This window comes from Rhodobacterales bacterium HKCCA1288, assembly GCA_015693905.1.
GTDB lineage: Bacteria > Pseudomonadota > Alphaproteobacteria > Rhodobacterales > Rhodobacteraceae > M30B80.
Map to the genome: position 1 here is coordinate 966,562 of CP065161.1, position 22,470 is coordinate 989,031.

Below are 22,470 nucleotides of genomic sequence, written 5' to 3' on the forward strand. Positions count from 1 at the left end.
TAAGCGTGGATCAAAGCTCGCTCAATGTGTTGTCGCGCATGCGCCAGCTTTTGGCGTCGCTTGAGCGGGACTTGGGTCTCGTCTCGCTGCCCAAAGTAGAACTTGATCTTCTATACGCGACCGACCTTTTAGCTGAAAATCCGGACGAGATTTTAACATCTGCAGAAATCCACAATCATCCGTTGATGCGAGACGTCCCCACAGCCACATTCAATCGTGCGCTGAAATCTCTTATGAAAAAGGGGTTTATACAGTTGAATTCTGACAGTCGCGCCAAACATTATCGCAAGACAGAGCATTGGCCCCGTCTTTTGCAGCGTGACGATTGACAACAGTCAAATATAAGCACTTGCAATCTTTAGGCATGAGTAATAGGTCTTGATTCACAACAAGACCTTAAGATTGATTATCGTAGTTCGGAGCGGGCTCTCACCTCCAAAGGAGTCAACCGCGTGGTTAAATGGTTTAAATGTCTTGCGGGACCTGCGTTCCTGCGCGCTGTTTCACATCTGAAAACCGCTTTTTTCGTGTCCTCAGCCCTGTTGGGTGCCGCGCTGATCAATCATGGCTTGATGAGCCAAACCAATGCGACCCTCCATTATGCCACGGGGTCCGTTTTGATCTTCTTTGGCTTTGCAACCATCGCCAAAGTTCTGACCGCTTGGCTTTATTCACATTCTGGGCTTCTCTACGGCCTGCCAGGTATCGCGCTGACTGTATATATCTACGACACCGAAAATGATGCCCATCTTTTCTTACTGGGCATGATCGGGCTCACGGTGCCCGTTCTCGCGTTCAAACTGCTGGCCTTCTTGGGGCACTATATCACAGTGGCACAGCGCCAGTCATGGCGGGTGTTACCACCCGTTACTATCGCAAGTAGTGCAATTTTGATGATCTGTGCATGGGTGATAGCGCCCAACGCAGAATTTGGGCTTTCAGCACTTTTTGAATTGGCGGCTGTCGCACTGTTTGATGCATGCCTGCTGATGAGTGTGCTGTTGATCGCCCTGGCCCTGACACGCGCCTACGAGCAATGGCGCTGATCTCGTTCAAATTTTTATAAATATAGCGCTTATCTGGTTTATGCCCCCTGCAACTATCGTATAGAGTTGGGCGCAAGGAGGGAAAAATACCTCCCCTTTGGCCCACTTAACGAGAAGCGCATCGGTATTTTGAGCACGGAGTTCACGCTACACCTGTCGCCCGAGGCCATTAGCCTTGCTTCACGCCGCTCTGATGATGCGTGGGAGGTAGTCGTTCGCACCGCGCCAGATGCAGAGGATCTCAGCGCCGCTTTCGCGCAGATGAAATCTCTGATTGAGGCCAAAGACAACGCCCAAGTTTTGGTGATTGTCCCGCGCGAGCAAGTTCTGTTTACAAGCTGCGAAGCCCCTGATGAGGCCACCCCCGCCGCTGAGCGGCGCGCAGTCGAGGCTAAACTGGATGGCCTCACCCCCTATGAATTGTCGGAATTGCAATATGATTGGCTGCGCACGGATTCCGTGATCCAAATCGCCGCCATTGCAGCGGAAACCATCCAAGCCGCGCAAGAGTTTATAAAATCCTACGGGATCACGGCTGTGGCATTGACCGTGGAAACACTGCCAGATGATTATGATGGAACGCCCATCTTTCGTTTGGCAAAGCGCCCCAAACCGACACCGCATGTGCAAAACCTTGCGACCATTCCTGCCCCCAAGCGCAAAATTCGCCTGGAGGACATCGCGCTCTTCGTGCCGCGTTTTCGCAAAGGAATGGCCCTTGGTCTTGGCGGGGGGCTTGCCGTGATTGTTGCGGCATTTCTCCTGATGCCTTCTGTCCCAGAGCAGGATGTGACGCCTGAAGCCCCCGCTGTTGTCGCAGCAACGCCCACAGTTACCGAACCAGCCCCAAGCGCGCCTGCGGCAAGCGGCCTGCCTGCGCCCGATGTGGCACTTATGGCGACAGCGCCTACCCTGACTGCGCCAAGGCCACGGCGTGACGGCACCATCCTTGCCGCGATTGACCCGATCTTGACCCAACAAGATGCACTGGCCCTACGCCCCCCCTTGGGCGGTATCGGCGATGATGCCCCGCCGCCAATCCTCTCGCCGATCCCCTTTGGCGCGGGCAGCGTTTTGAACAGCGCGGGTCTTGTCGATCCAACCCCTGAGGGGGCGTTGAACCCCGATGGTGTATTGGTCTTTGATGCGGCGCCCCCCGTTGCGGCAATCCCGCGCCCCGATGCCATCCTAGAGGCGGCCCGTGCAGCACGGCTTGAACAAATCGAAACATTGGCAGCCACACTGCCGCGCCTCAGACCTGAGAATTTCGCAGAAATCCTTGAGCGCCAGCAATTAAACGGCTTTACGCGCAGCGAATTAAGCAGCATCACGCCGCAACTGCGCCCTGCATCGCTTCAAGAAATTGCCGAAGCGGCCCGCGCCGCCGAGGCAGCAGCCCTCGCCGTCAGTGAAGGACGCAGCGCCAATCAGGCCTTGATCAGCAATTTGGCTGTCGCACGTTCGCTTTTGCCACAGGCCCGCCCCTCGGGCTTTGAGGCGGTGGTGGCCGCTGCAACACCTGCAAGCGCCGCTGCACCAAATGGTGTTGCTGCAGAGGCTGCGGCACAATCAGGCGCAGATGAGGAAATTGAGGCGGAAATTGCCGCCGTCAGCACCGACACCCCATCCGGCGAACGGGTGACCCGCGCCGCGACCAATCGCAATGCCATAAATTTGCGCGACACGAATTTGATTGGTGTCACTGGCCCTTCGAGCAGCCGCCGCGCCTTGGTGCGCCTGCCATCGGGTCGGTTTGTTACGGTCGAAGTTGGAGATCGTCTTGACGGGGGGCGGGTCGCCGCGATTGGCGATGACAGCCTTCAATACATCAAGGACGGCGAAAACATCACGCTAGAGGTGCCAAACGGCTAAATCAGGACAAGTGCTGCGAGGCCAAGAAAGGCGAAGAAGCCCACAACATCGGTGACCGTGGTCACGAATGTGCCAGAGGCGAGCGCAGGATCCGCGCCAAAGCGTTCTAACGCAACGGGGATCAATATCCCCGCCAATCCCGCCACAACAAGATTAACCACCATTGCGCCTGCAATCACGCCGCCCAAGAGAACGGAATCGAACCAAACATAACCCACAATGCCCATCACAAGGGCAAAGGCGAAACCGTTCAAAGCCCCCACGCCCGCCTCACGCATTACAACCCGCCACAGGTTGGCGGAGGTGAGGTCGCGTGTTGCAAGCCCACGCACAGCCAAGGCAAGGCTTTGCGTTCCGGCATTGCCGCCCATAGAGGCGACAATCGGCATCAACACGGCCAAGGCCACCAATTGCGCAATCACCGCTTCGAATTGTGCAATCACCACCGAGGCCAAAATCGCCGTGCCCAAATTGACAAACAACCAAGGAAAACGTTGACGCACAGTTTCAAAGGTCGTGTCGCTAAGGCTTTCATCCACGCCCAAACCTGCAAGGCGGCGCAAATCCTCTTCATTGACCTCATCAAGAACGCTCATCGCGTCATCAATGGTGATCACGCCCACCAATCGCCCATCATCATCGACAACGGGCGCAGAGATCAGGTGATACTGGTTAAAGGCGTAGGCGACATCATCCTCATCCTGCTTGGCAGGGATGGTGCGAAAGCTGTCTTCCAGAATGTCCTTCAATGATGTTGCCCGCGCACTCGACAACAACCGCCCAAGCGAGACATAACCCACAGGTTTCATCGCAGGGGTCACGAGGATGATGTGATAGAATTGTTCGGGCAATTCCGCTTTTTCGGAACGCAGATAGTCAATCATCTGCCCGACATTCCAATGTTCGGGCGCGCGCACCACCTCGCGCTGCATAAGACGCCCAGCAGACCCTTCTGGAAAACTCAGCGCCTGTTCAACCGCGACCCGATCCGCATCGTCAAGCGCGCCAAGAATGGCCCCTTGCTGATCTTCTTCTAGGTCTTCGACCAGATCAACAACATCATCCGAGTCCAACTCGCGCACAGCATCGGCCAGAACATCGCTTGGCAAAAGCGGCAAAATGTCTTCGCGGATTGACCAATCAAGTTCAGAGAGAACCTCACCATCAATCCCTCGCGACCAAAGCGCCAGAAGGGCTGCGCGCTCACCGCTGGAGATTTGTTCAAGAATATCAGCGATGTCAGCAGGGTGTAGCGGCTCCATCAACGCATCGATGGCGTCTACATCCTCGGCACTAACCGCACGCCGCAATTGCGCGCGCAAACTATCGTCCAACGCATAAGCGTCACGATCATCATCTAGATGGAGGTCTTGTTCGTCCAACATGATCCACCTCGCGCAACAAGATCAGGCGTTGCGCGGGGTATGACATTGCAAAGCCGATCTGAAAAGGTGGTTTTGCGAAAAATCCCAAAAGGGACAGTCAGCGCGGGGTTACAGCTCGGCGCGAATGGCCGCTGCAATATCCCCCACCACAGCCGCCATTAGCCCCTCATCCTCGGCTTCGGCCATAACGCGAATAAGGGGTTCTGTGCCTGATTTACGGATCAAAATACGCCCCGCCTGCCCCAATCGGGCTTCTGCCTCGGCGATGGCGGCCTTGACGGATGCTGCCTCTAACGGGGCTTTGTCGGGTGAAAAGCGCAGATTCTCTAACATCTGCGGAACGGGATCAAAGCTGCGGGCAAGCGCGCTTGCAGGTTTGTTCTGGCGCACCATTTCAGCCAAGAATTGCAAACCTGCCATCAACCCATCACCCGTGGTGGCATGGTCGCTCATGACGATATGGCCTGATTGCTCACCGCCAAGATTGTAGCCACCTGCGCGCATCGCCTCGACAACATAGCGATCCCCAACAGCCGTGCGGTGTAGGCCAATCCCGCGCCCGCCCAAAAACCGTTCCAATCCCAAATTTGACATCACAGTGCTCACCAATGCACCACCTTTGAGACGGTTCTCATCCGCCCATCGCGCCGCCAACAGCGCCATGATCTGATCCCCATCCGCAACTTGGCCCGCCTCATCAATGATCACAATGCGATCAGCATCGCCATCAAGGCACAAGGCCACATCGGCCCCTGTTTCCTTGATCTTGGCAATCGCGGCTTGCGGCTTTGTTGACCCGACATTTTCGTTGATATTGAACCCATCAGGGCTCACGCCAATCGCCACGACTTCGGCGCCCAATTCCCAAAGCACTTCGGGGGCGGCGCGATATGCGGCACCATTGGCGCAGTCGATGACAACCTTCAAACCTTCAAGGCTTAGACCGTGGGGGAATGTGCCTTTGACGCGTTCGACATAGCGGAAACGACCATCATCAATGCGCCGCGCGCGCCCGATATTGCCCGCTTGTGCAGGTTGAATATCCCCAAACACAAGGGCTTCGATCTCGGCCTCTGCCTCGTCTGACAGTTTGAATCCATCAGGGCCAAAAAACTTAATCCCATTATCTGAGGCGGGGTTGTGGCTTGCGGATATCATCACACCAACATCCGCCCGCATGGAGGGGGTCAAAAGGCCCACAGCAGGGGTTGGCACAGGCCCCAGCAACAGAACATCCATGCCCGTGGAGGTGAAGCCCGCCGTCAGCGCATTTTCCAACATATAGCCCGACAGGCGCGTGTCTTTCCCGATCACAACACGATGGCCGCGCTCCATATCGCGGCGGAAATAGCGCCCCGCCGCCGCCCCCAATTTCAGCGCCATATCGGCGGTCATGGGATAGCTGTTTGCCTGACCCCGCACCCCATCTGTGCCAAATAATTTTCGTGCCATTTTATTACCCCTCCCCAAGGGTCAAACCGCTTGCTGCCATATAGGCAGAAATCATCGCTTGATGCACGGCTATATCATGGACACGCAGCATCTGAACCCCCTGCGATATGGCCCATAGGCCGATTGCCGCCGATGCGGCATCACGCTGATCTGCCTGTTTGATCCCCGTCACATGGCCCACAAACCCTTTGCGCGATACGCCCAAAAGCAACCCACAGCCAAGCCCGTGGAACAGGCTGATGTCACGCAACAACGCGCGGGTTTGCGCAAAGGTCTTGCCAAAGCCCGCCCCAATATCAAGCAGGATTTGGTCATGCGTCAGCCCCACAGAAAGCGCCTGATCGCGCATCGCAGCAAGCCCATCGTAGATATCGAGAACGACATCTTGATAGGCATCGGGGGCCAAATCTTGCATGGTCTCAGGCGTGCCAAGCGAATGCATCAGGATCACGGGCGCGCGGCTCTCGCGCAGAACCTCAATCATATTTGTATCAAAGCGCAGCCCCGAAACATCGTTGATCACCTGCGCGCCCGCAGCAAGGCCCGCACGCGCCACATCGGCCTTGCGTGTGTCAAGCGAGATCACGCCAGAGCCGCGCAAGGCCTCCAGCGCAGGCATCAGGCGCGCGATTTCTTGTTGTTGCGGCACTTCTTTGGCGCCTGGCCGGGTGCTTTCTGCGCCCAAATCCAAAATATCTGCGCCTTCCGCCACAAGACGATGGGCTTGCTCCAGCGCGGCTTGGATGTCCTCATGCCGCCCGCCATCGGAAAAGCTGTCTGGGGTGAGGTTCAAAATCCCCATAAGGCTTGGGCGCCCCATAGGCACAGTCGCAAAATCACCACGCGCTGCCGTCAAAGGCGCGCGCCATGCCGCGGGCAAGTCTGCGGCGGGCAAAATCTCGCGCGCGCCCGTGCGGTTTAACCGCTCAACATGCGTGAAATGGCACCAACCCCCTGCAAGGGGCACGGCCTCAGGCCCGATCGCGGGGCCCGTAACGGGTATGGGGCGATAATAATCAGTCATAGGATTAGCCCTACCCTGTGGCTCAGCGTCCATCAAGGTCACCGCCCAGATTAGAGATCAGGCATCACGTCAAACGGCCATGCCTGCACTGGGATAGACGATTTCAACGGCGGGTGGCCGCCCAAATAAACAATACGCTGCGCCTCAAATTGCTCGGCCAACCACAGCGCCAATTGCTCCCCCGTCACTTTTGCCCCTTTGGGTGGTTCGGCACTGTCCAAAACCAGTTTTGAGGGGGCCCAAACCGAAATTTGCCCTTGCCGCATGGCCCAGTCTAATTCTGTGCGACTGTCCACCACCACACAGCGATCATCGCAAGAGGCCAAGACCCAAGCGTTCTTTTCCATATCCAACAGATCAATCCGCCGCTGCGGCAGGCCGTGGCGGGCTTGAGGCTGCGCCAAGCCCGTGCTGCCCACGCACAGAATGACAGGGGCACCTGCCTGCTCAAGGTGATCCAGAAGCTGCGCCAAATCAGGGCGCGCAATTGCATCATTGGCCAAATACACGATCAAAGGATGCGGGCCATCATCCGCAAGAAGACTAAGGCGCTGATTGGCCTCTGCTTCGCGCATAATCTCGACCCCCAAAACATAGGGCCCGCGATCCAATTTCTCAATTCGCACGAAACAGCGCGCAGCCAATGGGTGGCTCAAGACCCGCTCTGCAATTCGCACCGAGAGCGTTTCCAGCAAATTGACACGGCCCTGCGCAAGCTCGGCATCAATCGCCTCGACAATGCGGTCATAGGACAAAATGCGATCCACATCATCCTCGGCGCTTTCCGCCTGAGAGCGCACCTCTACGACCACATTAAAACGGATACGCTGCAAAATCCCGCGCTCGGCCTGAAAGGCGCCGATTTCAACATCCCGCTCATGATTGGACATCGAAATACGATCAAGCGGGGCATCTGTGGCGGTCGCCTTGGCCCGCTCGGACGGGTGGGCAAAAGCAAGTCGAATATCATCCGTCATAGGCGTAGGCTTTCGTGATCGTCTTTTTGCAGGTTGCATAGCCCAAAACACAGCAAAAGACAGGCGTCAAAACCGCCGCAACCCGCGCTATCAGCGACCCGTTCTTGCGCTGCGATTAATATTGCTGACGATAGAACAGATGCTGCCCAATCGTGGCAGTGCGCGGATAAACCCGCGCCCAGTCAGGATGGACATAATCCGCATGATAATGCGTAGCCCCCGAGGTGAGGGTGCGCGGCGCGCCATCCATCATCAAACGGGCGATGCGCGACAGGCGGTCCCATGTGGCACGATCCGTCACATTTTCGGGGATGCCATCACAGGCATAGGTGAATTGGCAGGCCAAGTGCCGATGTGCGTTTTGATAGACGACATCGCAAATGTTATCTGGATAATTGTCGTTATCCACGCGGTTCAAAATCACTTCGGCCACGGCATATTGACCGCGGATCGGCTCGCCGCGCGCCTCGAAATAAAGCGCCTCGGTGAGGCATCGATGCTGCGCGTTACTGCGTGGACGGGGCAAGGACATCAATTGGGCTTCGTTATAAATCTGACGCGGCGCCCCATTTCGACCAAAGGGGGAGCGCACAGCCGCACCCAAACGGGCAACTTGTGAGGGGCTGATGCCGCGCAACGCAGCGCGCTCATCAAACATCAAAGACGATAGGCGCAATTCCATCGAACCCGCTTGCGGCTGCGAAGATGACATAACAACGGGATAATCCCCATCATAGATTGAGGACGTTTCCGCCAAGGCGGCATGTGACATAAATAACAAGGAGGCCGCAATCGCAGCGCATGCCTGTTTGAAACCCATTACCTCTGCTCCTTGGGGTTGATCCCCAATGTCGCAATCCGTTGATCAGAATGCGACAGAGCCATTAGCACGGTTTTCTAAAACCGACAACTTGACCCGCGTTTTTGTGTTTGACGCGCAGCACACCGCATCATTTAGACGTAGGCCTTGGCAAATCAGATGGCAGACTCAACGCAATATCAACGCTTTGCGGGGAGAGTCTCATCCTCCAACACCCATTGTGCCGCCGACAGCTTGGCCAAGGGAACACGGAAAGGTGAACAAGACACATAGTCGAAACCAGCTATCCGCGAAAAGCGGATCGAATCTGGATCACCGCCATGCTCCCCACAGATGGAGAGGGTCACTTCGGGGCGGACAGCGCGCCCACGTTCTGCGCCGATGAGCAGCAATTCACCCACCCCTTCCGTGTCCAAGCGGGTGAACGGGTCTTCCACAAACACACCTTGCTGAACATAGGCCGACATAAAGCGCCCCGCATCATCGCGCGACAAACCATAGGTCATTTGGGTTAAGTCGTTGGTTCCAAATGACAAAAAGGACGACGATTCCGCGATCTCACCCGCCCGCAACGCTGCGCGCGGCGTCTCAACCATCACCCCAAGGCGATAGGTGAAACTTTTGCCGTTTTGCGCGGCAACGGCGGCGGCGACCGCATCCACCCGTGATTTTACCAACTCAACCTCGCGCTTGGCCGAAACAAGCGGGATCATGATTTCGGGAACAACGGGGTTTTTCCCCTCGCTTGCAGCAATGGTTGCCTCAAAAATCGCACGGGCCTGCATGTCATAAATCTCAGGCACGGTGATCCCAAGACGCACGCCGCGCATCCCCAGCATTGGGTTATATTCTTGCAACGATTCAATGCGCGCGGCCACGCGGCTTACGGGCAAATCCAACGCTTCGGCCAAGGCGCGAATGCCATCGCGATCTGAGGGCAAGAATTCGTGCAAAGGCGGATCAAACAGTCGGATACACACGGGCTTGCCCTGCATCCGTTTAAACAGCTCGGTGAAATCGCCCCGTTGCATCGGCAATAATCGATCCAAGGCTGCCGCGCGGTCACTTTCGGTTTCGGCAAAAATCATTTCGCGCATCAAAGTCAGGCGATTTGGATCAAAGAACATATGCTCTGTGCGGCACAATCCGATCCCGTCAACACCGAATTGCTGCGCAGTTTCCACATCCTCAACTGTGTCCGCATTGACGCGAATGCCGATATCGCGAATTTCATCGGCCCATTGGATCAGCGTGGCAAAGGCCCCGCCAACAGCAGGCTCGATCATCTTGGCCGCCCCCACCAAAATATCACCAGAGGAGCCATCAACAGTAATCACATCCCCCTCATGGAACACGCGCCGCCCTGCGGTGGTGAGCGTTTTCTTGCGCATATCCAGTTGCAGGCTGCTTGCGCCTGTTACACAGGGCAAACCAAGCCCGCGTGCAATCACGGCGGCATGGCTGGTCATACCACCCCGCTCGGTCAAAACGGCCTGCGCGGCGTGCATCCCACGCACATCTTCGGAACTGGTTTCGCGCTTGACCAAAATTGTGGCTTCGCCTTGCGCGGCCAAGGCCTGGGCCGCGGTGGAGGAAAAGACAATCTTGCCGGTCGCAGCCCCAGGTGCGGCGGCAATACCACGCCCCAAAACATCACGCGGGGCCTCGGCATCCACCTGACGGTGCAACAATTGCCCCAAGGAAAAGGGCGGTATCCGCGACAAAGCCTCACCGCGCGAAATAACGCCATCATTGGCCAAATTGACCACCGTTGCGACTGCCGCGCGTGCAGACCGGGGCGCGCGCACCGCGTCAAGAATGTTCAGCTGACCATTCATCAAGGTGAATTCAATCTGCATTTCTTCGCGCAATTTCTCGCGCATCAAAGCGCCCGCAGCGATCAAATCATGATAGGCCTCTGGCGCCGCATCTTGAAGGGAATGGCCACGCGCATCACTGCGGATGTAGAGCGCATCATCATCACGCAATGCCACCCGGCCCTGCGCCTGCGGCACGAAACGACCGATCACATCGGCGTCTCCCGTGTCGGGGTCAATCATCTGAACGATACCAGAGCCCGAAACGCCCTCACCGACACCCAGTGCCATACGCTGCACCACAAGACCAAGCCCCGCATCAGCAGGTGCGCCTTGCGCCTGCCGCAACAGCCGCGCGGTTGTCCCCTCCCACGCCCGCGCCATAGAGCGCAGAACCTCGCGCAACTGCACGGCGGGGTCTTGGGGAAAGGCCTCCTCCGCTTCATCCTCGAAATGCTCTTTGGCAATCCGTGGGGTCAGCGGCCCCTCAAATTCATCGGCATCCAGACGCAAGACATCCACCGCATAGGCGCGGATGAAATTGACATAAAGCTGATCTGCCGCGCTGCGCCCATGAACCTTGGCCAAATGCTCAGCCAATTCGTCATTCATCCCGATATTTAGCACCGTGCCCGGCCCGCCCCAATCCGCAGCTTGGCTGCTGGAGCGCACAGAAACCAAGGCATGAGGGCCAAACTCGGCCCAAAGCGGGGCCAGATCAGGAACCACCCCTTGCGCGATTTGGCGCACAGCATCAAAGGACAAGGCCGCTGTCAAAGGCACGGGCAAACCCAAGCGCACCAAACGCTGCAAGCATTTGGCGCGATTGCCATGAGTGGCTGTGTGCATATCCGCCGTGGCGGTGATCAGCGTATAGTCGGGGCGATTTTTCATTTGCAATTCTTACTCTTAGCCGAAACTGGCCAAGACACTAAGATACAATCATAACGCGATCTGTAAAGCGCCGCGATGCAGCATTACCCCTCGATGCGCGACAAATCGGCGACCTTGCCACAAGTTTCCACGATTTCATGCAGCAAGTTCAGACGATTGCGCCGCACTATTTCACTATCCGCATTGACCTGCACCTTTTCAAAGAAGGCATCAATCGGGCCGCGCAGCGCGGCCAAAGCGGCCATGGCGGTCGCAAAATCCTCAGAAGCTAGGGCGGGGTTGGCCGCGTCCCGCGCCGCGGCAAGGGCCGCGAAAAGCGCGCGTTCTTCCTCGGTTTCTGCAAATTTCATATCTGCACCAAACCGATATTCCACCCCATCCTTAGCCTCTGCTTGCGTCAGGATGTTGTTGGCACGGCGATAGCCTTGGATCAGATTTTCACCATCATCGGTCGACAGCACCGCCTGCACCGCGCGCGCCCGCGCCACGACCAAGGCCAAATCATCATTGCCCGCCATCGACAGGCAGGCATCAATCACATCATGGCGAATGCCCTCATCGCGCAAATGCACCTTGAGGCGGTCGTGGAAGAACGAAAGGAGGTCTGCGGCCGCAGCCTCAGGTGCATCAGACCCAAAACCCGCACCACGCGAAACGAAGGGGACGGATAGGTTCAAGCGCACACCATTGTCCAAGATCAGGCGGATCACCCCCAAGGCCGCTCGGCGCAGCGCGTAGGGGTCTTTGCTGCCTGTTGGTTTCTCATCAATCGCCCAGAAGCCCGTCAGCGTGTCGATCTTATCGGCCAAGGCCACGGCAACGGACAAAGGCGCGTTTGGCACATCATCTGACGGGCCAAGGGGTTGGTAATGTTCCTGCGCAACCGCTGCAATTTCAGGCGCACAGCCTGCCTCAGCGGCGTAATAGCGCCCCATCAGACCTTGCAATTCAGGGAATTCGTAGACCATCTCAGAGGACAAATCCGCTTTGGCGATTTTGGCCGCTTGGCGCGCCTGATCTGCGTCCGCCCCCACAATTGGCGCCAGCTCCGCCGCCAACTCCGCAATCCGTTCGATCCGCGCGGCCTGCGAACCAAGTTTCGCCTGAAAGGTCACATTCTCAAGGCTTTGCGTCCATTGGGTGATATCCGATTTGGCAACGCGCAAATCATTTTCCCAAAAGAATTTCGCATCTGACAAACGCGCAGAAAGCACCTTTTGATTGCCCGCCAAAATGGTCGCACCCTCATCTGCGGTGATGCGGTTGGCCACAGTCACAAAGCGCTCAATCCGCCCTGTTTTGGGGTTCTTCACAGAAAAGAATTTCTGATGCTCTTTCATCGAGGTCTGCAAAACCTCTGGTGGCAGGTTCAAGAAATCCGCGCCAATCTCGCCCATCAAAACAACGGGCCATTCCACAAGGCCCGCCACCTCGGCCAAAAGACCGCGATCTTCGACCAATTCCAACCCCGCGGCGAAGGCCATTTGACTGGCCTCGTGCCAAATGGCATCTGCGCGTTCATTAGCGCGCAAGATCACATGGGCACGTTTCAGCTTGGCTTCATAATCCTCAAAACTGCTGACAGCAAAGGCATCAGGGGCCATGAAGCGATGGCCGCGTGTTTTGTCACCCGCCACAATATCATCAACCTCGAAGGGCACAACGCCTGCGCCCGCCTCATCGGTCAAGAGGCATAGGATAGAATGCAAAGGCCGCACCCACCGCAAAGACCCTGCCCCCCAGCGCATGGATTTCGGCCATGGGAAATTGCGAATGACTGATGGCACCAATTCCGAAATAATATCCGCAGCGTCACGCCCCTGATGGGTGATACGGGCGACATAAATCTCGCCCTTTTTATCTTCGCGTGTCTCAAGCGCATCGCGTGACACGCCTGCGCCGCGCAAGAACCCTTCGATCGCGGCCTCTGGCGCATCCACGCGCGGGCCTTTGCGTTCTTCTGTTGTGGTTGGGGAATTGGCGCTCAGCCCGTCCACCACCAAACACAGGCGGCGGGGGGTCGCGAAACTAGCCGCGGACGCATAGGTCAGCCCCGCCTCAACCAGACCATTGGTGACAAGCGATTTCAAATCCTCGGCCGCTTTGGCTTGCATACGGGCAGGGATTTCTTCGGAAAACAGTTCCAGCAGAAGATCGGGCATAGATTTCGTCCTATTGCGGTCGCGTTAGATCCAATCAAGGTTGACGCGGGTGATCGGATAGGCCTCGCTCAGGCGTTCGCGCAAAGCGCGGAAACGGGGGCGAAGCTCTTTGAATTTATTTTCATGGGTTTCAGCCACGGTCAGGCGGATTTTGTCAAACAGGCCCGCCGCCTCCATCGCTTCGAGAAGGTCAAGCTCAGCGCCCTCGACATCCATTTTGACAAAGGCAATTTCGCCATGCTCTGCGATGAGATCACGCAAAAAGGCCGGGAAATCCAACAGGCGCACATCTATCGCGTGCCCCAGATCCTGATCAATCATCCGCCCGCCCTCCAAGACAGTGGATTTAACGGATGCACCTTTTGGGTTTTCGTCAAAATTGACAGCCCGCATCAATTGGATCGTGCCTTCGCGCGTGCCGAGTGCCGCTTCGTGAATGTTTACGTTTGGCGCATCGGCAAAGCGTTTCTTCAACATATCAATACAATAGGGGTCAGGATCAAATGCGTGGACATGGGCGCCTGACGCGGCAAGCTGTGCGGTCACATCCCCAACATTCGCCCCACAATCGCAGACCACATCACGCGGGGTCAGCATCGACACAACCCCCATCAACAGCCCATCCGCCTGCGTCTTGCGCGCATTACGGCGCGCGCGGCGGCGGAACCGATCAAACTCGGCTTGCAGCTGTTCAAGTTCGGTGAGGGTTTCGGTCATTGCATCCCCTCAGGGACAGGGGGGCACCCTTCTGGCACAGGATCCCCGTTAAAGGCCGCTTCGCCGCACGGGTTGATCTGCCGCCAAGCATGGCCCTGCCCTACGTCATCCAAGGCAACCACGATATCGACCCCATAGACAAAATCGCGCGCGCCCAAATAGGCGGTTGCGCGTCCCGCCTCTAAGGCGGCACCAATCGCCTCGGCGTCAAAACATTGGAACCAAGATGGCGCGATCAAGGGCGTTGCCCCCTCGTAAGGTTCCGCTGCCGAAATCAGCGCCTCTTGGCCTGTCTCAAGATCAAAACAAGCGCGGAACCGAATGGGCGAGCTGTTGCTGTCAATGCCATCGAAGTTGGAAATAGCCAAAGACATGGGCGTGCCATCAACGCTGAGCGTGATCTGCCCGCGCGGATCATCGGGCATGACAGGGGCATAATAGGCGCGGGTCTGCGCATACCACATTCCCGCCCCTGCCGCCAAAGCGGACAGGGCAATCGCCGCCACCACAAAACGACCCACACGTTTATTGCTCATGCGTGCTGCCCCGCCTCAAATCCGCCCGCCTCAGTTTGCACGAAAGCGTCAGCGCAAAGTTTCGCCAATGCACGCACGCGACCGATGTAACCTTGCCGCTCCGTCACCGAAATGACCCCACGGGCATCCAACAGGTTGAACATGTGGCTTGCCTTGATGCATTGATCATAGGCAGGATGCGCCATGATGATCCGCTTGCCTGTTTTGGGATCAATATTTTCTGCGGCAAGGATGCGCTGGCATTCCGCTTCGGCCTCTTCGAACTGACGCAAAAGAATTTCTGTATTGGCCGTGTCAAAGTTAAAACGGGAATATTCTTCCTCGGTCTGACGGAACACATCCCCATATTTCAACGCAATCGGTGCATCTGGATCATTAAACGGCATCTCCATCACATGATCCACGCCCAGAACATACATCGCCAGACGCTCAAGACCATAGGTCAACTCGCCCGACACAGGGTGGCAATCATGCCCGCCCACCTGTTGGAAATAGGTGAATTGGCTGACCTCCATGCCATCACACCAAACTTCCCAACCAAGGCCCCAAGCGCCCAAAGTCGGACTTTCCCAGTCGTCTTCCACAAAGCGAATGTCATGCATCGCCATATCAATCCCAATGGCCTCGAGGCTACCAAGATAGAGATCTTGCAAATTGGGCGGGCTTGGTTTGATCAGCACCTGATACTGGTAATAATGCTGCAAGCGGTTAGGGTTCTCCCCATACCGGCCATCGGTGGGGCGGCGCGAGGGCTGCACATAAGCTGCCGCCCAAGGCCGCGAACCTAAGCTGCGCAAGGTTGTGGCAGGGTGAAAGGTTCCCGCCCCGACCTCCATGTCATAGGGCTGCATCACGGCACAGCCTTTCTGCGCCCAGTAGGTTTGAAGACGCAGGATGATCTCTTGGAAACTGCGGGGCTTTTCCATGCGCGACATTGATCGTTCCTTGGGCTTAACGAAAGTTGTCGTCCACATAGGACGCAGGATGCCGAGGGTCAATCACAGCTTATGAGCTGCGCGATGGGAAATTTAAGAAATTATTGATGAAAACGGGGTGCATCCCGTCCGTTTCGCGGATAACCTGAACAAAATCACCCTTAAGGTTACGGATTAGGGCAGTATGCAAAATCACGGGGTTCGGGCAGGTCAGACTGCGCGGTTGCGGGCGGCAATTGTGATCTCTTTGGCCATTCTATGCGCCGGTCTGATTGGCCATGCGCCACAGGCCCAAGCGCAGGCCCAAACAGATTTGGTTTGGGTGCAAATCGAAGCGCATCCTGATCTGGTTACGGCGCAATCGCGTCTGCGCGTCTATGAAAGCCGCAGCGCCACCATGGGGGTGGCAGGGTTCATGATGCGCACGGGCCTATATGCACTGGCCCTCGGCCCCTATCCGCGCGAGGTCGCACAGGAACGCCTGCGCGATCTAAGGGCCTCGGGTCAAATCCCTAGCGACAGCTATATGCAAACGCCGCAAAATTATACGCGCCAATTCTGGCCTATTGCGGCCCAAGCGACAGCACCGCAGGTGATCGCAATTGAACCTTTGCCCGAGATCGCGCCACAAGACGCGCCTGAAAAACCATCACAAACACCCGTGGAACCAAAAGCCGCCCCCGTAACCACGCCCCAAACAGATGCGCCACCGCGAGAAACCCTTGCCCAAGCGCGCGCAGGCGAAGCAGATCTTGATCCCGCCGCGCGCGATGATTTGCAGCGCGCGCTGCAATGGTTCGGGTTTTATGATGGGGCGATTGATGGGGTATTTGGCGCGGGCACGCGGGCGGCCATGGCGGCATGGCAGCGCAGGAATGACTGGCCCGAAACGGGGGTATTAACCACCGCCGAACGGTCAGATTTGATCGCGCAATGGCAAGCAGATTTGGGGGAACTTGGGCTAGAGCGGATCACGGACACCCGCGCGGGCATCGCAGCACTCTTGCCCATGGGATATGTGGAATTCGCGGCCTATGCCCCCCCTTTCGCGGTCTTTGCCCCGACAGATGCGCGCGGGGTCGAGGTCGTGCTGATCTCCGCCGAGGGGGATCAGGCGCGGCTGCAGTCTTTGTTCGAGATTGTAACGAATGCCGACATCATGCCCGAAGGGGGCTTGCGCGATATGCTGCGGGGCCGTTTTGATATTGCCGCCAGTGATGCAGCACGCTTTACCACAGGTTTTGCCCGCTTAGAGGGCGGCGCGATTAAGGGTTTAATCATCCGTGGCCCCGCTGCTGAATATACCCCCATCGCACGGCTGATGCCGCAGATTGAGGAAAATTTCTTGGCATTAGAGGGCGTGTTAGAGCGTGACACCGCACCAAGCGGCACATCACCCGCGCTGAATACATCGGAAACAGAGCCAAGCCCCCTTGCGCAACGCTCAGGCGTTTTTGTGACGGACACTGGCCATGTCCTAACCGATGCAAGCCTGCCGCAAACCTGCTCCAGCCTGCGCCTCAATGATGCGATTGCCGCGCGGGAGATTTACCGCGACAGCGCCCTTGGGATTGTGGTGATTGCGCCAGACACCCCGCTGACCCCACCAGATTTGGCTGAATTTACCGCAGCCTCGCGGATGGGATCGGCGCAATATATCGCTGGATTTGCCTATGAGGGCAGGCTTTCAGCGGCCACCTTGCGACCCTTGGAGGACGCAGGCCCCGCCTATCCAACCCCCTCGCAAACCGAGTTGGGCGGGCCCGTCCTTGATGCCACAGGCGGGCTTTTGGGGCTTTATCGCGGGGGGGCTGTCACGCCTGCTGCCGATATCACCACAACGCTTGCGGCGGCAGGGCTGCCTGCCCTGCCCCGTGTGGTCCGAGAGGAACCGCTGCGCGGCGAGAGCTTAGCGCGGCTTGCGCAGGCGATTACAGCAAAGGTGACCTGTCTTTCGCGTTAAGCGTGTAATTTGGCGGAAATCACCCCCAAATCGGAGACAAAATTCCTACGCCCCTTCCCCTTGCGGCGCGGCGCGATATGTTGCACCACCACAGGTGACGCATTTTAACTCCCCCGAGGTTTTACGATATGGCAGATGGCAGCTTGGCAATGGATGCAAAACCGACCGAAGAAATTTCGGTGCGGGATGTCTTTGGCATCGACAGTGATATGAAGGTTAAAGGCTTTGCTGACGCGACTGATCGTGTGCCTGAGATCGACTCGACCTATAAATTTGATCGCGACACGACATTGGCGATTTTGGCGGGGTTTTCTCATAATCGCCGCGTGATGATCCAAGGCTATCACGGCACAGGGAAATCGACCCATATCGAACAGGTCGCCGCCCGCCTGAACTGGCCCGCCGTGCGCGTGAACCTCGACAGCCATATTAGCCGTATTGACCTCATCGGCAAAGACGCCATCAAACTACGCGATGGTAAGCAGGTGACCGAATTCCACGAGGGTATCCTTCCTTGGGCTTTGCGCAATCCTGTCGCCATCGTATTTGACGAATATGATGCGGGCCGCGCTGATGTGATGTTCGTGATCCAGCGCGTGCTCGAGCATGATGGACAGCTCACCCTGCTTGATCAAAACGAGATCATTCAGCCGCATAAATATTTCCGTCTTTTCGCAACGGCAAACACAGTCGGTCTGGGCGACACCACAGGTCTTTATCACGGCACGCAGCAGATCAACCAAGCGCAGATGGACCGTTGGAGCCTAGTGGCGACCTTGAACTATCTCAGCCATGATGCCGAAGCCGCAATCGTTCTGTCAAAGGCCCCCCATTACAACACGGCAGAGGGGCGCAAAACGGTCAGCCAGATGGTCACAGTTGCAGATCTCACGCGCACGGCCTTTATGAACGGCGAATTGTCGACTGTGATGAGCCCGCGCACCGTCATCAATTGGGCGCAGAATGCCGAGATTTTCCGCGATACGGGCTATGCGTTCCGTTTGTCCTTCCTCAACAAATGTGACGAGCTCGAGCGCCAGACAGTGGCGGAGTTTTATCAGCGCTGCTTTGATGAAGAATTGCCAGAAAGTGCTGCAAGCGTCAGCCTTGGCTAAGGAAAGACCGACACCCAATGGGCAAGCCCACCGATAACCCAGCCGATCCGTTCAAAAAGGCGCTTGCCGATGCGACACGGGTTTTGGCCAATGACCCCGATCTTGGGGTCAGCTATTCGGTTGACCCGCCCGGCGCCAGCAATGACACGATCCGCCTGCCGCAAATCAGCCGCCGCATGAGCCGCGATGAGGTTCTGCTTGCGCGCGGCACGGCTGATGCGTTTGCACTGCGTCATCGCTTTCACAACCCCCGCATTGCCGCGAAATATGAACCCACGGGGCCTATTGCGCGCGATTTGATGACGGCGATTGAAACCGCACGTTGCGAAGCCATTGGTGCCCGCGTCATGCCTGGCACAGCTGGGAATATTGACGCAAAAATCGGCGCAGAGGCGCGGCGCAAGGCCTATGGTGAAATCACCGAGCGCAGCGATGCGCCGCTGTCGACCGCGGCGGGATATATGCTGCGCCAAATTGCAACAGGCCGCCCCCTGCCCCCTGAGGCGCAAAATATCGTAGAGCTGTGGCGCCCCTTTATTGAAGAACGCTGCGGCGAAAGCCTAGATGCCCTCAAAGGGTCACTGGACGATCAAGCCGCCTTTTCGCGCGTTGCACGGCAATTCATCTCTGATCTGGGATATGCTGACCAACTGGGCGATGACCCCGACCAATTGGACGACCAAGAGGACGAGGACAGCGCCGATCAAGATCAGGAGCAAGAAGAAACACCAGACAGCACAGGCGATAGCGAAAGTCAGGAAGATGACAGCGCCGATGCCGACCCAGAGCGTTCGCAAGAAGAACAGCAGGACGCCTCTCAGGCACAGGTGCAAATGGATGAGAACGGCGATGCCGAGGAGGGCGAGGAACAAGAGCTGCCCGATGGGGATGCGCCCGTTGAACCGCCCCAAGCGCCCCCTCATTCGGATGCTGATCCAGATTACACCGTATTCTCAACCGCCCATGACGAGGAAATTGCCGCCGAAGATTTGGCCGAAGCGCAAGAGCTTGAACGCCTGCGCGCCTATCTTGATCAGCAGTTGGAACCTTTGAAAGGCGCGGTCAGCCGCTTGGCAAATAAACTCCAGCGCCGCCTTCAGGCACAGCAAAACCGCTCGTGGGAGTTTGACCGCGAAGAAGGAATATTGGATGCAGGCCGCCTTGCGCGGGTTGTAGCAAATCCTACAACGCCTTTGTCCTTTAAGGTGGAAAAGGATACCGAATTCCGCGACACGGTGGTCACGCTTCTTTTGGACAATTCAGGCTCGATGCGCGGGCGGCCCATTTCCATCGCGGCAATCTGCGCCGATGTTCTGGCGCGCACGCTCGAGCGCTGCGATGTAAAGGTCGAAATCTTGGGCTTTACCACGCGGGCGTGGAAAGGTGGCCGCGCGCGCGAGGAATGGCTTGCACAAGGCCGCGCGCAGCAACCTGGTCGTCTGAATGATCTGCGCCACATCATCTATAAATCAGCCGATGCCCCATGGCGGCGGGTGCGCGACAATTTGGGCCTGATGATGAAAGAAGGCCTTTTGAAAGAAAACATCGATGGCGAGGCGCTGGAATGGGCGCATAAGCGGATGTTGGCCCGTACCGAAGCCCGCAAAATTTTGATGGTCATCTCGGATGGTGCGCCTGTCGATGACAGCACCTTATCCGTGAACCCCGCAAATTACCTCGAAAAGCACCTGCGCGATGTGATCAGCATGGTTGAACGCCGCCGTGCCGTTGAATTGCTGGCGATTGGGATTGGTCATGATGTAACCCGCTATTACGAGCGCGCCGTGACGATCACTGATGCCGAACAATTGGCAGGGGCAATCACCGAACAATTGGCGGCCCTCTTTGACAATGACCCACGGGCCCGCGCCCGCGTTATGGGACTGCGCAGCGGGGGCGCAAAATCAGGGTTATATCGGTTTGGATAAGCGGGCAGAGTTTCAAAGTTTTGATGCTGCCTCCCGCCCCGACCAAGGCGCCCCACGCGTGGCCGCTTTGCGTGATTGTTTCCCAAAACTTGGGGTCGATGGTGTTCTAGTGCCGCGCGCCGATGCCCATCAAGGCGAATATGTTGCGCCTTGTGATGCACGGCTTTTGTGGTTGAGCGGATTTTCAGGCTCGGCGGGGTTCTGTGCCGTTCTTAAAGATCAGGTTGGTATCTTTATTGATGGCCGTTACCGCCTGCAGGTGCGCGATGAGGTCGATTTGGACATCTTCACCCCTGTAGACTGGCCCAAAACCAAACTTGAAACATGGCTGCCCACAGCATTGCCGAAGGGCGGCGTGATCGGGTTTGATCCATGGCTGCACACAATGGCCGAGATTGATCGCTTGGCCGAGGCCGTTGCCGACCATCAGATCACCTTGCGCCCTCTTGCTGAAAACCCAATTGACGCGCTTTGGTCTGACCGCCCGCCGCCGCCTGATGGGAAGGCGAGCGCCTATCCGCTGCGCTATGCGGGCCGCAGCGCCGTTGAAAAATGTAGCGAAGTGGGGCTTGATCTCGCCGCCCAAGGCGTGAGCGCCGCTGTGCTCAGCCTGCCTGACTCCATCTGCTGGCTTTTAAACATTCGCGGCGCCGACCTGCCGCATCTTCCCGTGGTTCAGGCCTTCGCCACTCTCTCAAGCACAGGCAGCATCAGCGTATTTGCCGACCCTGCGAAATTCGCGGATGTTGATCTGCCCGATCGGGTCACGCTTTACCCGCTTGACCGCTTTGAGGAGCGGTTGCGCCAAGAGGCAAACTCTGGCCCCATCCGCCTTGATCCTAAGACAGCCCCCCATAAGCTGCGGATGATTTTGGCCGAGGCAGGGGCAGAAATTGACGAAGGCCCCGAGCCTTGCACCCTGCCCAAAGCGCGCAAACATCCCGCCGAGATTAACGCAACCCGTGCCGCACATCTGCGCGATGGGGCCGCCATGGTGCGGTTTTTGCATTGGTTTGATGACCGCGCCCTTCAAGGCGGGTTGACTGAAATTGAGTGCGTCTGTGCGCTTGAACGCTTTCGCCGCGAGACAGGCGCGCTGCAAGATATCAGTTTTGATACAATCGCAGGCGCAGGCGCACATGGCGCGATTGTGCATTATCGCGTGAGCGAGGCCACCAATGCGCCACTTGCGCCAAACACGCTGTTTTTGATCGACTCAGGCGGGCAATATCTTGATGGCACCACCGACATCACCCGCACCCTGCCCGTGGGGGATGTGGGGCCTGAGGAAAAACAGGCCTTTACCCAAGTGTTGCGCGGCATGATTGCGCTGTCGCGCGCGCGCTTCCCCAAAGGATTGGAAGGGCGGGATTTGGATGCTTTGGCCCGCGCGCCCCTCTGGGCCGCTGGACGCGATTATGACCACGGAACAGGTCACGGTGTCGGGGTCTATCTCAGCGTGCATGAGGCCCCACAACGGATCAGTCGCGCCTCGGATGTGCCCCTTGAGGTTGGGATGATTTTATCAAATGAGCCAGGCTTCTACAAAGAGGGGGCTTATGGGATCCGCATTGAAAACCTGATTGTCGTCCAAGAGGCCGCCCCAATTGCGGGGGGGGATGCACGGGCGATGTTGGAATTTGAAACTTTGACCCTTGCCCCCATTGATCGGCGCTTGGTGGTCAGTCATGACATGACGGCGGCGGATATCGCATGGCTGAACGAATATCACGCCCGCGTGGCCGAAGCCCTGATGCCGCTTGTGCCGCCTGAGACGCAAGCATGGCTGCGGCAGGCCACTGCGCCCATCGCGTAGTCTTTCCGTTA

General features: G+C 57.4%; 17 protein-coding genes. 7 read left to right on the forward strand and 10 right to left on the reverse strand.

Annotation, left to right across the window (positions count from 1 at the left end; translation table 11 throughout):
- The first annotated feature begins 5 nt into the window (after positions 1-5).
- The 3 genes from I3V23_04730 to I3V23_04740 all read left to right on the forward strand — a co-directional run bounded on the left by I3V23_04730 (position 6) and on the right by I3V23_04740 (position 2,918).
- A complete protein-coding gene (locus I3V23_04730; GenBank protein ID QPI86280.1) occupies positions 6-329 on the forward strand; it encodes a hypothetical protein in 324 nt (107 codons plus the stop codon).
- A 123-nt stretch (positions 330-452) separates the two neighbouring features.
- Positions 453-1,046: a hypothetical protein gene (locus I3V23_04735; GenBank protein ID QPI86281.1), complete on the forward strand. Its 594-nt coding sequence runs from the start codon at positions 453-455 to the stop codon at positions 1,044-1,046.
- Between the two features lie 129 nt (positions 1,047-1,175).
- Entirely contained in the window at positions 1,176-2,918 is a 1,743-nt protein-coding gene (locus I3V23_04740) for a hypothetical protein (GenBank protein ID QPI86282.1), read from the forward strand.
- On the opposite strand, the gene mgtE is transcribed toward I3V23_04740, so the two are convergent.
- The 10 genes from mgtE to I3V23_04790 all read right to left on the reverse strand — a co-directional run bounded on the left by mgtE (position 2,915) and on the right by I3V23_04790 (position 15,637).
- On the reverse strand, positions 2,915-4,303 hold the full coding sequence (gene mgtE, locus I3V23_04745) for a magnesium transporter (GenBank protein QPI86283.1): 1,389 nt from the start codon (positions 4,301-4,303) through the stop codon (positions 2,915-2,917). The genes I3V23_04740 and mgtE overlap by 4 nt on opposite strands.
- A 108-nt stretch (positions 4,304-4,411) precedes the next feature.
- Positions 4,412-5,755 carry a phosphoglucosamine mutase gene (locus I3V23_04750; protein ID QPI86284.1) on the reverse strand — a complete coding sequence of 448 codons (1,344 nt, stop codon included), beginning with the start codon at positions 5,753-5,755 and terminating at the stop codon, positions 4,412-4,414.
- Between the two features lie 4 nt (positions 5,756-5,759).
- Entirely contained in the window at positions 5,760-6,779 is a 1,020-nt protein-coding gene (folP, locus tag I3V23_04755; protein QPI86285.1) for a dihydropteroate synthase, read from the reverse strand.
- A gap of 50 nt (positions 6,780-6,829) precedes the next feature.
- A complete protein-coding gene (locus I3V23_04760) occupies positions 6,830-7,756 on the reverse strand; it encodes a dihydroneopterin aldolase (GenBank protein ID QPI86286.1) in 927 nt (308 codons plus the stop codon).
- 115 nt (positions 7,757-7,871) lie between these two features.
- Positions 7,872-8,468 (reverse strand): cell wall hydrolase, encoded by a 597-nt coding sequence (locus I3V23_04765; protein ID QPI86691.1) that lies wholly within the window; start codon positions 8,466-8,468, stop codon positions 7,872-7,874.
- Positions 8,469-8,755: 287 nt separating this feature from the next.
- Positions 8,756-11,287: a pyruvate, phosphate dikinase gene (locus I3V23_04770; GenBank protein QPI86287.1), complete on the reverse strand. Its 2,532-nt coding sequence runs from the start codon at positions 11,285-11,287 to the stop codon at positions 8,756-8,758.
- 83 nt (positions 11,288-11,370) lie between these two features.
- Entirely contained in the window at positions 11,371-13,449 is a 2,079-nt protein-coding gene (locus tag I3V23_04775) for a glycine--tRNA ligase subunit beta (GenBank protein ID QPI86288.1), read from the reverse strand.
- A gap of 24 nt (positions 13,450-13,473) precedes the next feature.
- Positions 13,474-14,166: an FkbM family methyltransferase gene (locus I3V23_04780; GenBank protein ID QPI86289.1), complete on the reverse strand. Its 693-nt coding sequence runs from the start codon at positions 14,164-14,166 to the stop codon at positions 13,474-13,476.
- Complete coding sequence (locus tag I3V23_04785; GenBank protein QPI86692.1) at positions 14,163-14,687, reverse strand: histidine kinase; 525 nt, start codon at positions 14,685-14,687, stop codon at positions 14,163-14,165. Before I3V23_04785 ends, I3V23_04780 begins: the two co-directional genes overlap by 4 nt.
- An 11-nt stretch (positions 14,688-14,698) precedes the next feature.
- Positions 14,699-15,637 carry a glycine--tRNA ligase subunit alpha gene (locus I3V23_04790; protein ID QPI86290.1) on the reverse strand — a complete coding sequence of 313 codons (939 nt, stop codon included), beginning with the start codon at positions 15,635-15,637 and terminating at the stop codon, positions 14,699-14,701.
- Positions 15,638-15,821: 184 nt separating this feature from the next.
- Between I3V23_04790 and I3V23_04795 the strand changes: the two genes are divergently transcribed.
- The 4 genes from I3V23_04795 (at position 15,822) to I3V23_04810 (ending at position 22,459) form a co-directional block, all read left to right on the forward strand.
- Positions 15,822-17,600, forward strand: coding sequence for a peptidoglycan-binding protein (locus I3V23_04795; GenBank protein QPI86291.1), 1,779 nt, complete (start codon positions 15,822-15,824; stop codon positions 17,598-17,600).
- A gap of 128 nt (positions 17,601-17,728) precedes the next feature.
- Entirely contained in the window at positions 17,729-18,715 is a 987-nt protein-coding gene (gene cobS, locus I3V23_04800; GenBank protein QPI86292.1) for a cobaltochelatase subunit CobS, read from the forward strand.
- A gap of 17 nt (positions 18,716-18,732) precedes the next feature.
- A complete protein-coding gene (cobT, locus tag I3V23_04805) occupies positions 18,733-20,643 on the forward strand; it encodes a cobaltochelatase subunit CobT (protein ID QPI86293.1) in 1,911 nt (636 codons plus the stop codon).
- Positions 20,567-22,459, forward strand: a complete 1,893-nt coding sequence (locus tag I3V23_04810) for an aminopeptidase P family protein (GenBank protein QPI86294.1) — start codon at positions 20,567-20,569, stop codon at positions 22,457-22,459. Before cobT ends, I3V23_04810 begins: the two co-directional genes overlap by 77 nt.
- Positions 22,460-22,470 lie beyond the last annotated feature (11 nt).

What these genes read in the sequence shown, in the direction of transcription:
- I3V23_04790 (QPI86290.1), bottom strand. Translation starts at nt 15,637, where the DNA reads ATGTCGCGCATGGAAAAGCCCCGCAGTTTCCAAGAGATCATCCTGCGT.
- I3V23_04760 (QPI86286.1), bottom strand. Translation starts at nt 7,756, where the DNA reads ATGACGGATGATATTCGACTTGCTTTTGCCCACCCGTCCGAGCGGGCC.
- I3V23_04810 (QPI86294.1), top strand. Translation starts at nt 20,567, where the DNA reads ATGACCCACGGGCCCGCGCCCGCGTTATGGGACTGCGCAGCGGGGGCG.
- mgtE (QPI86283.1), bottom strand. Translation starts at nt 4,303, where the DNA reads ATGTTGGACGAACAAGACCTCCATCTAGATGATGATCGTGACGCTTAT.
- I3V23_04765 (QPI86691.1), bottom strand. Translation starts at nt 8,468, where the DNA reads ATGTCATCTTCGCAGCCGCAAGCGGGTTCGATGGAATTGCGCCTATCG.
- I3V23_04780 (QPI86289.1), bottom strand. Translation starts at nt 14,166, where the DNA reads ATGACCGAAACCCTCACCGAACTTGAACAGCTGCAAGCCGAGTTTGAT.
- I3V23_04775 (QPI86288.1), bottom strand. Translation starts at nt 13,449, where the DNA reads ATGCCCGATCTTCTGCTGGAACTGTTTTCCGAAGAAATCCCTGCCCGT.
- cobS (QPI86292.1), top strand. Translation starts at nt 17,729, where the DNA reads ATGGCAGATGGCAGCTTGGCAATGGATGCAAAACCGACCGAAGAAATT.
- I3V23_04770 (QPI86287.1), bottom strand. Translation starts at nt 11,287, where the DNA reads ATGAAAAATCGCCCCGACTATACGCTGATCACCGCCACGGCGGATATG.
- folP (QPI86285.1), bottom strand. Translation starts at nt 6,779, where the DNA reads ATGACTGATTATTATCGCCCCATACCCGTTACGGGCCCCGCGATCGGG.
- I3V23_04795 (QPI86291.1), top strand. Translation starts at nt 15,822, where the DNA reads ATGCAAAATCACGGGGTTCGGGCAGGTCAGACTGCGCGGTTGCGGGCG.
- I3V23_04750 (QPI86284.1), bottom strand. Translation starts at nt 5,755, where the DNA reads ATGGCACGAAAATTATTTGGCACAGATGGGGTGCGGGGTCAGGCAAAC.
- cobT (QPI86293.1), top strand. Translation starts at nt 18,733, where the DNA reads ATGGGCAAGCCCACCGATAACCCAGCCGATCCGTTCAAAAAGGCGCTT.